A 13,519-nucleotide genomic window follows, 5' to 3' on the forward strand; every position below is an offset into this window, starting at 1 on the left:
GTAAACTTTCTCTTTACATTCAACAACTTAAAACCAACAAAGGAGTGAATCGCTTAACACTTAAATCTGAAATCTAAAAACTCGATAATGATTAAAAAGGAGAGCGCTCATGGCACGCAAAACGTTTGTTTTAGACACCAACGTTTTTCTTCATGACCCGGAAGCGATTTTAAAGTTCCAAGACAGTGACATTGTGATGCCGCTTGTCGTTTTAGAAGAGCTCGATAAACTGAAGAAGTTTACAGATGAGCTCGGTAAAAATGCCAGAAATATCATCCGCTTTATTGGTTCCCTTAAGGGGGATATCTTTAAAGGGGTTCCTTTAGAAAATGGGAGCCACTTTTCCATTTTCATCGAAAACAAAGCCCAAGACCGCCATGGTTTCCCCTTGCACCTCGACTCAAACAAACACAAGATTCTCTTTGCTGCCTACCGCCTTAAAGCTGAAGGGCGAGAGGTCGTAGTGATGATTTCAAAGGATTTTGTATTGAGGATCAAAGCAGAATCAATTGGAATCGAAGCGCAAGATTATGAAAGCCTCAAAGAGTCGTATGATAATCTCTACCGCGGCTTTCGAAAAATGGAAGTGGAAAAGAGACAAGTTGATGAGCTCATGACGCGTGGGTATCTCGAGCTTCCTGGAGAAGAATTTTTTCCTAATGAATTTTGCCGGTTTACAGCAGGAGATCAGGCAAATGCAATGGGAAAGTATAATGAAAAGAAAAGCTGGGTTGAGCTACTGCCGCCACAAGAAGAGGATATTTGGGGGATTCGTCCCCTCAATGATGAGCAGCACTGTGCGATGGACCTTCTTCTCAATGATGAGATCAAATTGGTCACTTTGATAGGTCAGGCAGGAACGGGAAAAACGCTTATGGCGTTAACCGCAGGACTGCGTAAGGTGTTTGACGAGGGAGTTTACTCCCGGATCCTCGTGAGTCGCCCGATCATGCCTCTCGGGAAGGATATCGGATACTTGCCGGGGACAAAAGAGGAAAAGATCTACCATTGGATGCAACCGATTTACGATAACCTTGAATATGTGTGTGAGTCGATTTCGGGAACGGAGAACACGACAGAGACGAAGCAATGGATCATGGAGAGTGAGAAGATTGAGATGGAGGCGGTGACCTTCATCCGTGGACGCTCGCTTGCGCATACCTACATCATTATTGACGAGGCACAAAACCTCACGCCGCACGAAGTGAAGACGATCATATCCCGTGCAGGCAAAGGGACAAAGGTCATTTTAACGGGAGATCCGACTCAGATTGATAACCCTTATCTGGATAAGGACTCAAACGCTCTGACGTATGTGGTTGGAAAGTTCAAACCGCACGGGATCTATGGACAGGTCTTTTTTGAAAAGACAGAGCGCTCAGAGCTTGCTGCTCTTGCCGCAAAAGTTTTATAAAAAGGCCCTTGACCCTCACCCAACGTGATAGTTTACACTAGAGCCACTTGAATTTAAGGAATGGAGAAATCAAGTGGCTTATACAGTTAAAAAGCTTTCAGAACTTTCTGGGGTGAGTGTCCGGACTCTTCATCATTATGACGAAATTGATTTGCTCAAGCCGGCTTATTTTGGGGCAAATGGATACCGTTACTATGAAGAAGAGCAATTGCTTTTGCTTCAGCAGATTTTATTCTATCGAAAGCTTAAGATGCCGCTTAAAGACATTCAAAAGGTCTTAATCCAAAGCGACTTCAACCAAAAAGCTGCCTTGCTTTCTCATCGCAAGATCTTACTAAAAGAAATGACGCGTCTCCAAGAACTGGTGTGCACCATAGACAAAACACTTAAACACCATAAAGGAGAAATACAAATGGAACATGAAGAAATATTTGACGGCTTCCTCGATAAAGAAAAGCTCAGTCGGTTCGAAGCGTACATGATCAAACGCTTAGGAGAGCCCTACAAGCAAGTTGTCCTGGAAAGTAAAAAGAGGTCTGAGCAATTGTCTCAAGATGACTGGCTTGAATATTTCAAAGAAACGAATGAGATCAATAAGGCCCTTGTGAAGCTTTCTCCTACTTCACGAGAGGTCCAAGAGATCGTTCGGAAACATTACGAGTCGACCCTCCGCTTCTATACGCCTACGAAAGAGATTTATGTGGGCTCAGCAGAGGTGATGCTCGAGCAGCAATTTGCAAGAGAGGCCTATGAGAAATGGCATCCTGATTTGGGCGCTTTTCTCGCAAAAGGGATGAAAATTTTTGCAGAAAATGAACTTTAACTGAAATGAGAGCGAGGAGCTTTCCTTGCCCTCTTTAAGATTTGGTGTTAAGAGAAGGGTATGAAGAAGCAGCAGATATTATTAGTCAGTGGTCTTGTGGCTTTGCTTGTGGGTTTTGGGCTCATAATCTATGGAGCTTATGGATCTTATAAGATGGCAGAAGCCAGGCAAGACATCGATTCGAAGACAAGCTTTGTTCCTGATAATCCCCTTAAGGACATGGTCAAAGGAAATCTCAATCAGCGGGTTGATGAGTATCGCCTACCTGTGGCTCTTCTCTACGTTGGAGGAGTCGTCTGCATTATTGCAGGGGGCGTTCTTATTTATCAGGGGCGGAAGGCTCCGAATAAGTCTCGCTAGCGGCGCGTAGTTCGTCGAGAAGACTGTGAATTTCTCTTGGGGGATAAGGAATCTTAATATGGTGAGCTTTAAAGGCGTGGCATGCAGCGACAATGATGTGGCTGCGGATATCGCTCATCCCGTTTTCTGGGTCGGCAATCCAAAAGCGTAAGAGCAAGTCTACGGCGTTTTCTGAAATGGCTCGAAAGCGCACGGTTGGTTTGTGATTTGGCAGGACGCGAGGCGCTTCCTCAGCGATTGTGATCAGAAGTTTTTCTACAAGCTCTAAATCAGAGTGATACGAAACTTTAAAGGGAATTTCTATGCGAATATTCGAGTCAGAATAGGACCAGTTTTCGAGTTTGTTCGAGACGATTTCTTGGTTCGGGATGAGGTGCTCCTTTCCTTCTCGTGTACGGATCGAGACGTAACGCGCATGAAGCTTATTGACAATCCCATAGATCTTGCCATCTTGAATACTGATCACATCTCCTGGGGTGATCGAGCGGTCCATTAGGAGAATGAAGCCGCAGAAAAAGTTCGAGAGGATATTTTGCAATCCAAATGCAATTCCCACACCGATGGCACCGGCTAGAAAGGTCAAAGCTGAGAGATCAATTCCCAGGAGAGAGAACCCTATGTAGACTGATATCGTGATGAGCATCGTTTTAAAAAGTTTAGAAAAGATGATGCGCAGGGAGGGGTGGAGGTGCTTTTGCTTTTTAAGGCGGGCTTCTAGGGTGTTCGAAAGGGTGACAGCTATCCAGATAAAGAAACTTGTGACGATCAGAGCTTTTGTTAAGGCTAAAAGGGAGAGGGAATTGGGACCAATTTTGATGACGATATTTCGGAGAACGTCTACTCCTGGTTGGAGGAGGCCTAGCACATGGAAGAGTGAGAGTATCCCAATGGTTGAGATGGCAAGTATTTTCGTTGCGAGGTTTTTAAATAAGCAGCTGACAATCAGGGCTCCAGTGGCGACGAGTCCAATTTGCAAAATGTGGGTAGGAAGATCTAAATACACAGTAAAGATAAAGTAAGAAAACAGCTCTACTGCACCAGCGGATAGATAAAAGAGGGTGCGGTTTTGAAGCTTGAATTGTTGACGTGTGAAGAGGGTAAAGAGGAGTCCCCCTAGGAGTGAAGCTGCTAAAGCTGCAAACTGTATCAGAGCATGAACCATCGTGAACCATGTGTTAGTTTTGGTGCATTATAAATCCTTAGGATTTAGAAAGAAAAGAAAAATAATTCCAACATCGATTTTATTATACAAATTTTTGGAAGATATAATAATATAGTAGTTAGGTAGTGTCATCAAAAGATCCTTTGTTTTTTGTCGAGGACGTGGGAAACGGACGATCTTTTGATAAGACTATCTTGAAGGGGGTGTCTATGATTGGAAAAAAATTTCGATTAGATCAATTGGAAAAGCGGGGAAGCAAGTTCATGTACAATGGACGGTTGTGGACTCCTAATGAGCCTGTGAAGTCGTCGCGCAAAGACAAAAAAATGATGGTGATGGCAACGAAAATGGTGCGTGGTGTTCGCTATGGAAAGATCATCCATTTTGGAACGAGTGGCTATGGTCATAACTACAGCAAACAAGCAAAAGAAAGCTATTTAAAACGAAGCGCAAATATTCGCGATAAGTATGGACGTCTCACGAAAAATGATGTCTGGAGTGTAAACTATTGGTCGCGGAAAATATTGTGGCCTAAAAATAAACCGTGTAACGGTCCAAAAGTTACAAGACGGGCTGCTTAGTCAGTCTTGTTTTTTTGAGGTCCGGCCCCAATGAGCCAACCGTATGTGTAGTAAGCGATGGGTTGTAGAGTGTAATTGAGTGCGCCTAATGCAGACCAAACAAACCAGGACTGCTCAGAGTCTTTCTCTTTAAACTCTTCAAACCTCGCTTGCTCTTGTTTAATCAATTCGATTCTCTGTTTGACTTGTTCGATCGTTTCGACTTCCACAAAGTAACTTTTGAGAGATAGGTACCAAGATGAGGTGTTTTGAAGCTCTGTGAGTTTGAGCACGAGAGCATCGAGATCTTCTTGGGAGTAGCTTTGCAAGAATTGAAACGAGCGTTTGTCTGTTTCAAAGTCAAAGTTTCCAAACCGAAAGAAAGGTGCTGTGTGATGAAGCATGGTATCTGAAACTCCAGAATCAGACTTCACGATGAGATAGCTACGTTGAATGAAATACGACTCAGTTCCTTTCAGGTTTGCGGCACCTGTCCAGGTGATGATGTCATTTTCATGATAAGAAAATGCAAAACGAAGGATTGGTGTCTTTTCCTCTTCAGCTATTTGGTTCAGACGTTTTTGCCATAGTTCGATGGTTGGGGTGTCGAGTTTAGGTGAGCAAAAAGCAAAGAGTTTGATTTCATCAAAGAGAGAGGCTCTTTCACCTTTCATGAGTTCTACAAGAGTGCGTTGGCAGTCGGCTGCACCGAGAGAGTGTCCGATAAGTTCTAGCCGAGGATTTGTGGCGTTTTTAGCGTAATTTTCTAAGATCTGTGTAATTTGGGTAGAGCAAGTGTCAAAGACCTGCTTTCCGACGCCTTTAGGGTCTAAATCGCGATGTTTACTTGCCCCTCCATCCGTTCCACGGAACATAAACAGGGCAGGAAGGTCTGCATCTTTGTTTTGAGGGGTTAGAAAGTACCCATGAAGACCGCTCAAGTGGACTTGGGATTCTAACTTGTAGTAATCGATTTGACCTGTGTTTTCATTAAAGACAGGAACAACCATTCCTGTTTGCGTTGAAAAAGTATCGCCGTATGCAATGTATTTTGCAAGAAGTTCGCGATGGGACAAATAAAACTCGGGACGGGATCGATCTCCTTCTTTCATGAGCTTTTTAATCGCATAATCGTAGTAGGTGTAAGAGAGGCTTCTTCGTCCACGAAGTCCCGCTTCTTCAATTTCAAATCCTAGAGGAAATTCATGGTGAGGATCAATGAATTGGAGGGGGTTGCGGAAGAGCTCAACAAGGTGGGTGATCCAAAAATTGGGAAGCTGAGTAGCAGTTCCTGACCACCACATACGAAGAGAAGGAATTTGCGCGTATTTTAAGATTTCAGTTTTGATGGTTCCTGATTTCAGCTCAGTAAAATAGTGTTCTAGGTCATCGAATGTAAGGACGTGCCCTATTCCTCCGAGGAGTTGGAGGCAATGTCCTTTTTCGAGACGGTTGGGTAAGCCTTCATGTTGATCGAGTTTCATGACACGATCGACAAGGGTTTCGCCAAAGTAAAGACTTAAAAGGTGAGTAAACCTTTTTTTTGGCCCACCTTTTGTAAGAAAAAGTTTGAGTTGATGATCGAGAGAGGGGATTTTGTCGTAATTATCGTTGATAGGGAGAGGGTAGGCTTCATAAGGAGCAGGATAGACGTCTTCTTCAACCTCTTTTGCAACGAGGTCTACAGCTGTCACACCCAGAGTAAAGTCTACACCTTCTGAAACGCCTGAAACTTCCGACATATTTGACTCACTTTTCTTTTAATTTCGTCGAAAATTATATCGGACGGGTTTATTTATTTCGAGCCTTCGTTGGGGTTGCGAAATGAAAAACAGGGTTTTCTGGGTCATTACGCTTCATATAGTAGTAGGATTTGCGGAGGTCTCCTTCAAATAATTTATTAAATGTGATGAATAGGGCTCTTCTGGGGCCGTCGCCGTTATTGATTTCGGAGTAATGAGGCACGAAAGAGGTGAAGATGACGAGATCTCCTGGTGAGGCTTTGAGGGGAAGCCAGTTCAATTTATCAGTATATTCTTTTTGAATCGAGCCGTGATCCTTTCCGCCAACAACATAGGGTAATATGGTGTGATCATCTACCTCGAGATCTTGTTTCCAGTTTTCAGCAACATAAAGGCAGCCATTTTCTAGAGTGGCTTCATCAATACAAACCATGGCTGTGATGAATTCGGTTGGGCCAAAGAGTTCAAATGCTGGGTGATCTTGATGAGCTGGAAAGGCTCCGCCATTTGGCCATTTATAATTGAGTTTGTCTTTGAAGAGGACATAGGGTTCATTGAAAAGTTGTCCAAGGAAAGTGGTGACAGTTCCTTCGATAAGGAAATAGAGGTTAGGGTAACAAGATAGAAGGTCTTCTGTGCGACAAACTTGATGAGGATTTTGCGCTTCTGCAACAACGATAGGGACTCCTGGAATGGTTTGAGCGAGTCCTTTGCTTTGGTCATCAAGTAATAGAAGCCCTTTTGCTGTTTCATTGATCTCATTAGATATGTTTCGAAGCATCTCGACTTGTTTTTCAGAAAAGAAGTTTTTCACCCAGAGGAATCCTCTTTCTTCGAATAACTCTTTTTGGTCTGAAGAACCTGCAAAGCAGGGAATCGAAAAGAGGAGAAAAATCATGAAACTGCGCATAGGTTTATCCTGTTTTTCAAATTGGGCGGTCAGTGGTCGCCTAGAATTTTTCCATGAGCGTGACATAATGAACAATAAACGTAAAAACTAATTTTTAAGAGCAGGGGGGGGGAGAGCAGGTCATCTCTACTAGAAGAAAAATCAGCTCTAAACACTAAGTCTCTTAAAATCAACAGAATAATGAATAGTAGTATTAATTGTAAAATAATAGTTATTATGTTATAATTATTGCTTTATAGCAGGCTTTTGGCTGCTTAGAATCAATATCCAAGAAAAGGTGGGGAGAATGACAAGTTTTGTTAATCGTATTGCAACTAGTATTCATGACCGTTGGCATGGCTCAAGTGCAGTTCCAAGTCCAGTAGAATTACCAACATATAATCCACAAGCGGGTGAAGCGGTGAAAGCTTCTACAAGTTCGAGTCCAGGTGAATTACCTGGTTATAATCCACATTCACAAGAGGCTATTGAAGGAGCTGAGAAAATGTTTCAGGTTTCTAAGGCCGCCAATGATCCAGGACGGACATGGAATGTGTTATTCGTTGGAGGAATCCTGAATAGGGAGGCAGATGTACTACTCAATGTAGATAAGCTTCAAAATAAAACGGGTGTTCCAGTCCAGCACTTTTGGAATCGTGTCTATGCAACACAGCGTTCAGACCGAGAGCCCAAAGCGGATGTTGTCAATGATTTAGCTGGAAAAATTGAAGCGTATCTCTCAATAGGACAACTTTGCATTATCGCGCACAGCCATGGAACAAAAGTAACCTCTATGGCACTAGACAGTCTTCAAAAAAAAGGTGCGGTTAAGACTAACGACAACAGGCTCGAGGTTTATGGAATCGGAGGAGTAGAAGGCATCCCAGAAGATTCTGCGAGTTATGTCGAGAATTACAAAAATAAAGATGACCACACTCAAAGCTTAGGAAAAGTGCTTTGGCATGCAAACAAGAGTGTCGAATGGGACAAAACTGACAGAGCTGGAAATGGTCATGCCTTTATCGGTGGTTATGATGATTATGCGACTGAAAAAGTCGTAGAGTTTGTGCTCAGACATAGCGCTGTAAGTGATGAAGGGGCTTAGGAACAAAGTCTACATAGTATCGTCATCAATCGCTTTTCTTCAGTAGAAGAAAGAAGGTACTTTTCATAGCCTGCCTCTAGTTTTATGATCATTTGAATGCATGAGGCTTTTGAGGCAGGTTTCCAAAAAAGGGATTGCTTTGAGATCCTCAAGACTCCTAAGTCGAACGATAGAAAGTTTAAAAAACCTTTTTCAAGCAGGAAAAAAAGAAATATAGTATACCACAGGCATGGACCCACTTTTTCACACAAGCAAAGCAGTCTTAAATCAATCAAGTTATGATGCGCATAAAAGCATTTTAACGACGTTTCACTTTAAACCAGGTTGTCATGAACTGACACAGGCGCGTTTAAGAGAGGCGAGTAAGCTTCATCTTCTTATCGAAGGGAAGGATCTCTATGTTTTTGATGGTTTCTTTTCTGAAGCAGAAGAAAGAGAGATGCGAGAAATTTCCGAAAATTTGGATCTAGAAGTTCCTGTGTTTGGACCGACAGAAACTCTGGGGAAGCTAGAGAACAAGGTACGCTGGATGGATAACCCGGGAAGGTGGAAGCTATTTTCTAATCCTCCTGGACCGTTTCAGGAGCTATACAGGTTTTTCGGGTTTTTAGCAGAGAAGCTGCAAGTTGATGTTTCGACACAACCGTGGATGCTTTGTAGTGAATCTTCGAGCTTACCAGCGTTTGTTGTCAATTACCACGAAGCCATGTCTGTAGAAGATGAACGAGGATATAAACACTGTGATTGTGAGCCTGAAAAGGGGGTCTGTTTTGCGATTCCTAATCTTCATGCAAACGAGCGGGGATTTCATAAAACCAACTTTGTCAATGGAGATGTAGGAAAACCTCTTCTCCTAACAGTGATACTCTACTCAACATCTGAAAAATATCTTCCTGAATATGGGCTTGGAACGGCTTATTATGATCAAAGTGGTAAAAAGGTCTTTTCATCCGATTGCATTGATATGCGCCTTGTTCTATTTGAAGGAAATATCATGCATGGAGTTGAAGCCTCTCATTTACCTGAGAAGGGAGCTTGGCGGATTTCATACGTGTTTAAGCTTCTCCTAAATCCTAAAGACGGTTCTCAAAACATTAAAGAGTCTTTGAAAAAGCTTCTTCTAAGTGATACCATCGAAGGATGATCACGATTAAGGCAACCATATTTTTAGAAAAAAATCTTTGGGTCGGCACCTTTGAGCGTACCGATAAATTCGGCTATGGAGTGGCTCGCTATCTTTTTGGTGGGGAACCATCGGATGCTGAAATCTACGAGTTTGTGCTGACACGTTTTGATTCCCTTAGTTTTGGACCCGCTCAAGAATTTGAGCTCAAGATCAAACGAGTGAATTATAAACGACAGCAACGTGAAGTGCGGAGCGAAATGGAGCGAGTCAAAAAAACGATACAGCCGTCCACTCATGCGCAAGATGCGATGCGCGAACTGATCGAGCTCAATAAAAAGCAGCGGAAGACTTTTTCAAAGCAGCAGCGCGATGCGCGTAAAGAAAAGCAGTTTTTGCTTAAGCAAACAAAACGAAAAGAAAAGCATCGCGGTCGATAATTCTCACTTCAATTTTTTTTTATTGAATTTTGGCTAGACAAAACAATTGCGTTGTTGTAGATAGTTGAAAATAGCGTAAGAAAAAAAGTGAGAAGATGAAGAAACCATTCAAACTCATAATTGTCGTGTTACTGCTTATTGGAGTTTCTGCGGCACTGCTCACCATGTATATTCAGAAACACAGTGTTCCGATGATGGAACCCAAAGGGCTCATTGCAATGAAAGAACGCGAGCTGATTTTTACAGCTGCGATTCTAATGTTACTTGTTGTGATTCCTGTTGTGATTATCACTATGGTCTTTGCTTGGAAATATCGTGAAGAAAATAAGAAGGCAAAACATGCGCCTGATTGGGAACACAACAACATTGCAGAGTGTTGTTGGTGGGGTGTTCCGGTTATCATTGTTGCTATTTTGGCTGTGATTACTTATCGAACATGCTTCGACTTGGATCCCTACAAACCCCTTCAGAGTGACAAAAAAGCCGTTGAAATTCAAGTTGTTGCTTTGGATTGGAAGTGGCTTTTTATTTATCCTGAGTATGGAATTGCATCTGTTAATTTTTTTCAAATTCCCGAAAAGACTCCCATTAAGTTTGCGATCACTTCAGATGCACCCATGAATTCATTTTGGATTCCTGCTCTTGGTAGCCAGATTTATGCGATGCCTTCAATGAGAACGGAGTTGAACTTAATTGCAAATGAAGTCGGAAGCTTCCGAGGATCTTCATCCAATATTAGTGGAAAGGGATTTGCTGGAATGTATTTCACTGTCAAGGCAAGTACAGATGAAGAGTTTGAACGTTGGGTGAGCTCAGTGAAGCAATCGTCACAAACATTGGGAATGGATGAATACAATGAGCTTGTTCAGCCTAGTGAGTACAATCCTGCAACATCTTATGTTTTGACTCAGCCAGATCTGTTCAATCAGATCTTGAATAAATATTATCCTCCACAGAAGTAATCAAGGATAGGAAAGAATATGTTTGGAAGACTGAATGAAATGGCCCTAAAGCATGATTGGATTGAGTATGCTGCTGGGGTTTCCATGATCCTCGCGGGGATCGTCATCCTAGCCCTGATCACACATCATAAAAAGTGGAAATGGCTCTGGAAAGAATACATCACCTCTGTCGATCATAAAAAGATTGGCATCATGTATCTGGTTGTCTCGTTTATCATGCTTGTTAAAGGCTTCATTGACGCTTTGATGATGCGCGCACAGCAAGCTTTTTCATGTGGAGATAGTTTCGGCTATTTGGGGGCGGAACACTTTCAGCAGATCTTTACGGCCCATGGCGTGACAATGATCTTTTTTGTAGGGATGGGAGTGATCTTTGGCCTCATCAATATCATTTTACCGCTTCAGATTGGAGCGCGGGATGTAGCATTTCCCCTCCTAAACTCGATTAGCTTTTGGCTCTTTACAGCCGGAGGTTTATATATCTTGGTTTCCCTAGTCATTGGGGTATTTGCTGGTACAGGATGGACGGCTTATCCACCTCTTGCTGGGCTTAAATACAATCCGGGTGTGGGGGTCGATTATTGGATATGGAGTATTCAGATATCCGGGATAGGAAGTTTGCTCTCAGGGGTGAATTTCTTTGTCACGATTCTCAAGATGCGTTGCCCTGGTATGACTCTTTGGAGAATGCCTGTTTTTGCATGGGCAACACTTGGTTGTGTGATCTTGATCATCGCAACGTTTCCGATCTTAACAGGGAACCTTGCAATGCTATCAACGGACCGTTTGCTCGATACTAAGATCTTTACAGCGGGCTTTGGTGGAAATCCCATGATGTATATCAACTTGCTTTGGGCCTGGGGTCACCCTGAGGTCTACATCTTGATCTTGCCGATATTTGGGGTCTTTTCAGAATTTGTGCCGGTCTTTTCTCGTAAGAAGCTGTTCGGCTACACTTCAATGGTTTGGGCGATTATCGTGATTGTCTTCTTATCATTTATCGTTTGGTTGCACCACTTCTTTACGATGGGTGCTGGCCCAAGTGTCAACGCCTTCTTTGGGATCATGACAATGATTATTGCTGTGCCGACAGGTGTGAAAGTCTTCAACTGGCTCTTTACGATGTATCGAGGCAAGGTGAAGTTCACGTCTCCTATGCTGTGGTTTGTTGGATTTGTGATCACATTTGCCATTGGAGGGATGACGGGTGTGATGATGGCGGTTCCCACAATCGACTACCAAGTTCACAACAGTCTCTTTTTGATTGCCCACTTTCACCAAGTCATTATTGGGGGAGTGGTGTTTGGATTTTTCGGTGGGTTTACCTATTGGTTCCCTAAAATGTTTGGTTTTACCTTGATCGAAAGTTATGGAAAGGCGGCATTTTATTGCTGGTTCTTTGGCTTCCTGATTGCGTTCATGCCTCTCTACCTTCTTGGGTTTATGGGTGCGACCAGACGTCTCAACCACTATGAAGCATCAACAGGCTGGCAACCACTTTTCATCACTGCTGCAATCGGTGCTCTTGTGATTGCTGTTGGGGTGTTCTTCCAAGTGTTGCAGCTTTATAAAAGTATTAAGCACCGAAAAGAAAATCGCGATACAACAGGAGATCCATGGGATGGACGCACCTTGGAGTGGTCTACCACATCTCCTCCACCTTTCTACAACTACGCATTCACTCCTGAAGTACATGGTCGTGATGCGTTTTGGGACATGAAATATTCCAAGAGAAAGCCTATGGAAAATCGGCCCTATGAAGACATCCATATGCCGACTAACTCTGGCATTGGGTTTTATATTGGCGTCCTAAGTTGTATTGGTGGATTTGCGTTTGTCTGGCATATGTTCTGGCTTGGTGGACTGACTGTTTTGGGGATTATCATCTCCTTGATAGCCCGCTTAGGAAATAAGCACCCCCATTACTATGTCAAAGCGGAAGAAGTTGAAAGAATAGAAACAAGGACACGAAACGCATGACAAGTTCAAAAGCAATGAAACACGAAGCTTTGCCCGATCCTTTTTCGGATGAGTACTCAAGAACGGTTTTTGGGTTTTGGGTCTACCTATTAACCGATTTCATGATGTTTGCTACGATCTTTGCTGCCTATGCAGTTTTGCAAAAGAATACGTTTGGCGGCCCAGGACCAAAGGAATTGTTTGATCTTCCTATGGTGCTTAATCAAACATGGATCCTACTTGTGGCGACGTTTTTTGTCAGTTTAGGAGGAGCTTCTGCTCATCGTAATAGTAGAAAGGCGACAATTACCTATTTTGTTTTCACATTCATTTTAGGGTTTGTCTTTTTATGGTTCCAGGGATGTGATATGGCGCGCCTGATTGATCAGGGCGCAACCTGGAAAAACAATGGGTTTTTATCCTCATATTATACTTTAGTTGGAACATTTGATGTTCATATCATCTTTGCGCTTCTCTGGACGATCGTATTGATTCTTCCTGTGATGAGGAGAGGTCTTGATTCTGTGAGTGTCAGAAGGTTGACCTGTCTAAGGATGTTTTGGCAGTTTCTAAACATCATTTGGATTTTTATCTTTTCTATTGTTTACCTCTTAGGAGTGGCTCTATGATTGATACACATCATGGTTGGAATCTCAGTTTTAAACCCATCACAATCGGATTTGTTTTATCGGTAATCATTACCGCTGCCCTTTACCGTATTGTGACTCATTATCATCTCTCTAAGATGATGATGACCGAGGCAGTGATAGCCTTAGCAGTCATCCAAGCAGTCTTACAATTGATCTTTTTCTTACATTTAGGATTAGAATCCAGGCCGCGATGGAACACCTTCATGTTTCTTAGCATGGTGTTTTTCATCGTCGTTCTGATTGTCGGATCGATTTGGATTATGTGGCACCTTGGCTACAACACGATGCCATCAATGGAACAACTCCAACAAATGTGAGGTTAGGTTGAGA

At 42.8% G+C, this 13,519-nt stretch carries 14 protein-coding genes; 11 read left to right on the forward strand and 3 right to left on the reverse strand.

What is annotated here, in order from left to right; genetic code table 11:
- The first annotated feature begins 109 nt into the window (after positions 1 to 109).
- The 3 genes from ACOOFG_RS04145 (at position 110) to ACOOFG_RS04155 (ending at position 2,597) form a co-directional block, all read left to right on the forward strand.
- Positions 110 to 1,414, forward strand: a complete 1,305-nt coding sequence (locus ACOOFG_RS04145; RefSeq protein ID WP_420422380.1) for a PhoH family protein — start codon at positions 110 to 112, stop codon at positions 1,412 to 1,414.
- 73 nt (positions 1,415 to 1,487) lie between these two features.
- Positions 1,488 to 2,237: a MerR family transcriptional regulator gene (locus ACOOFG_RS04150; protein WP_420422381.1), complete on the forward strand. Its 750-nt coding sequence runs from the start codon at positions 1,488 to 1,490 to the stop codon at positions 2,235 to 2,237.
- Between the two features lie 60 nt (positions 2,238 to 2,297).
- The gene (locus ACOOFG_RS04155) at positions 2,298 to 2,597 is read left to right on the forward strand and encodes a hypothetical protein (RefSeq protein ID WP_420422382.1); all 300 of its coding nucleotides are present in this window, start codon (positions 2,298 to 2,300) and stop codon (positions 2,595 to 2,597) included.
- Here ACOOFG_RS04155 and ACOOFG_RS04160 read toward each other — a convergent pair.
- Entirely contained in the window at positions 2,557 to 3,759 is a 1,203-nt protein-coding gene (locus ACOOFG_RS04160) for a mechanosensitive ion channel family protein (RefSeq protein WP_420422383.1), read from the reverse strand. The two genes, ACOOFG_RS04155 and ACOOFG_RS04160, sit on opposite strands and share 41 nt — an antisense overlap.
- Before the next feature lie 209 nt (positions 3,760 to 3,968).
- Between ACOOFG_RS04160 and ACOOFG_RS04165 the strand changes: the two genes are divergently transcribed.
- Positions 3,969 to 4,340, forward strand: coding sequence for a hypothetical protein (locus tag ACOOFG_RS04165; RefSeq protein ID WP_420422384.1), 372 nt, complete (start codon positions 3,969 to 3,971; stop codon positions 4,338 to 4,340).
- On the opposite strand, the gene ACOOFG_RS04170 is transcribed toward ACOOFG_RS04165, so the two are convergent.
- Together ACOOFG_RS04170 and ACOOFG_RS04175 are read right to left on the reverse strand one after the other, a co-directional pair.
- Complete coding sequence (locus ACOOFG_RS04170; protein WP_420422385.1) at positions 4,337 to 6,061, reverse strand: hypothetical protein; 1,725 nt, start codon at positions 6,059 to 6,061, stop codon at positions 4,337 to 4,339. The genes ACOOFG_RS04165 and ACOOFG_RS04170 overlap by 4 nt on opposite strands.
- Positions 6,062 to 6,110: 49 nt before the next feature.
- The gene (locus tag ACOOFG_RS04175; protein ID WP_420422386.1) at positions 6,111 to 6,971 is read right to left on the reverse strand and encodes a phytanoyl-CoA dioxygenase family protein; all 861 of its coding nucleotides are present in this window, start codon (positions 6,969 to 6,971) and stop codon (positions 6,111 to 6,113) included.
- Positions 6,972 to 7,257: 286 nt separating this feature from the next.
- On the opposite strand from ACOOFG_RS04175, the gene ACOOFG_RS04180 reads away from it, so the two are divergent.
- The 7 genes from ACOOFG_RS04180 (at position 7,258) to ACOOFG_RS04210 (ending at position 13,506) form a co-directional block, all read left to right on the forward strand.
- The gene (locus ACOOFG_RS04180) at positions 7,258 to 8,055 is read left to right on the forward strand and encodes a hypothetical protein (protein ID WP_420422387.1); all 798 of its coding nucleotides are present in this window, start codon (positions 7,258 to 7,260) and stop codon (positions 8,053 to 8,055) included.
- Positions 8,056 to 8,284: 229 nt separating this feature from the next.
- Positions 8,285 to 9,199 (forward strand): hypothetical protein, encoded by a 915-nt coding sequence (locus ACOOFG_RS04185; RefSeq protein WP_420422388.1) that lies wholly within the window; start codon positions 8,285 to 8,287, stop codon positions 9,197 to 9,199.
- Positions 9,196 to 9,618: a YjdF family protein gene (locus ACOOFG_RS04190; protein ID WP_420422389.1), complete on the forward strand. Its 423-nt coding sequence runs from the start codon at positions 9,196 to 9,198 to the stop codon at positions 9,616 to 9,618. The genes ACOOFG_RS04185 and ACOOFG_RS04190 overlap by 4 nt, the downstream gene beginning before the upstream one ends.
- Positions 9,619 to 9,713: 95 nt before the next feature.
- Positions 9,714 to 10,580, forward strand: a complete 867-nt coding sequence (gene cyoA, locus ACOOFG_RS04195; RefSeq protein ID WP_420422390.1) for a ubiquinol oxidase subunit II — start codon at positions 9,714 to 9,716, stop codon at positions 10,578 to 10,580.
- Between the two features lie 18 nt (positions 10,581 to 10,598).
- Entirely contained in the window at positions 10,599 to 12,560 is a 1,962-nt protein-coding gene (gene cyoB, locus ACOOFG_RS04200; RefSeq protein ID WP_420422391.1) for a cytochrome o ubiquinol oxidase subunit I, read from the forward strand.
- Positions 12,557 to 13,168 carry a cytochrome c oxidase subunit 3 gene (locus ACOOFG_RS04205; protein WP_420422392.1) on the forward strand — a complete coding sequence of 204 codons (612 nt, stop codon included), beginning with the start codon at positions 12,557 to 12,559 and terminating at the stop codon, positions 13,166 to 13,168. The genes cyoB and ACOOFG_RS04205 overlap by 4 nt, the downstream gene beginning before the upstream one ends.
- Entirely contained in the window at positions 13,165 to 13,506 is a 342-nt protein-coding gene (locus tag ACOOFG_RS04210; RefSeq protein WP_420422393.1) for a cytochrome o ubiquinol oxidase subunit IV, read from the forward strand. The genes ACOOFG_RS04205 and ACOOFG_RS04210 overlap by 4 nt, the downstream gene beginning before the upstream one ends.
- Positions 13,507 to 13,519: the final 13 nt, after the last annotated feature.

The organism is Simkania sp. (genome assembly GCF_965215465.1).
Taxonomy (GTDB): Bacteria; Chlamydiota; Chlamydiia; order Chlamydiales; family Simkaniaceae; genus Simkania.

Coding starts and splice junctions, on each gene's coding strand:
- cyoB (WP_420422391.1), top strand. CDS start 10,599: ATGTTTGGAAGACTGAATGAAATGGCCCTAAAGCATGATTGGATTGAG.
- cyoA (WP_420422390.1), top strand. CDS start 9,714: ATGAAGAAACCATTCAAACTCATAATTGTCGTGTTACTGCTTATTGGA.
- ACOOFG_RS04180 (WP_420422387.1), top strand. CDS start 7,258: ATGACAAGTTTTGTTAATCGTATTGCAACTAGTATTCATGACCGTTGG.
- ACOOFG_RS04170 (WP_420422385.1), bottom strand. CDS start 6,061: ATGTCGGAAGTTTCAGGCGTTTCAGAAGGTGTAGACTTTACTCTGGGT.
- ACOOFG_RS04165 (WP_420422384.1), top strand. CDS start 3,969: ATGATTGGAAAAAAATTTCGATTAGATCAATTGGAAAAGCGGGGAAGC.
- ACOOFG_RS04145 (WP_420422380.1), top strand. CDS start 110: ATGGCACGCAAAACGTTTGTTTTAGACACCAACGTTTTTCTTCATGAC.
- ACOOFG_RS04175 (WP_420422386.1), bottom strand. CDS start 6,971: ATGCGCAGTTTCATGATTTTTCTCCTCTTTTCGATTCCCTGCTTTGCA.
- ACOOFG_RS04185 (WP_420422388.1), top strand. CDS start 8,285: ATGGACCCACTTTTTCACACAAGCAAAGCAGTCTTAAATCAATCAAGT.
- ACOOFG_RS04155 (WP_420422382.1), top strand. CDS start 2,298: ATGAAGAAGCAGCAGATATTATTAGTCAGTGGTCTTGTGGCTTTGCTT.
- ACOOFG_RS04210 (WP_420422393.1), top strand. CDS start 13,165: ATGATTGATACACATCATGGTTGGAATCTCAGTTTTAAACCCATCACA.
- ACOOFG_RS04160 (WP_420422383.1), bottom strand. CDS start 3,759: ATGGTTCATGCTCTGATACAGTTTGCAGCTTTAGCAGCTTCACTCCTA.
- ACOOFG_RS04205 (WP_420422392.1), top strand. CDS start 12,557: ATGACAAGTTCAAAAGCAATGAAACACGAAGCTTTGCCCGATCCTTTT.
- ACOOFG_RS04190 (WP_420422389.1), top strand. CDS start 9,196: ATGATCACGATTAAGGCAACCATATTTTTAGAAAAAAATCTTTGGGTC.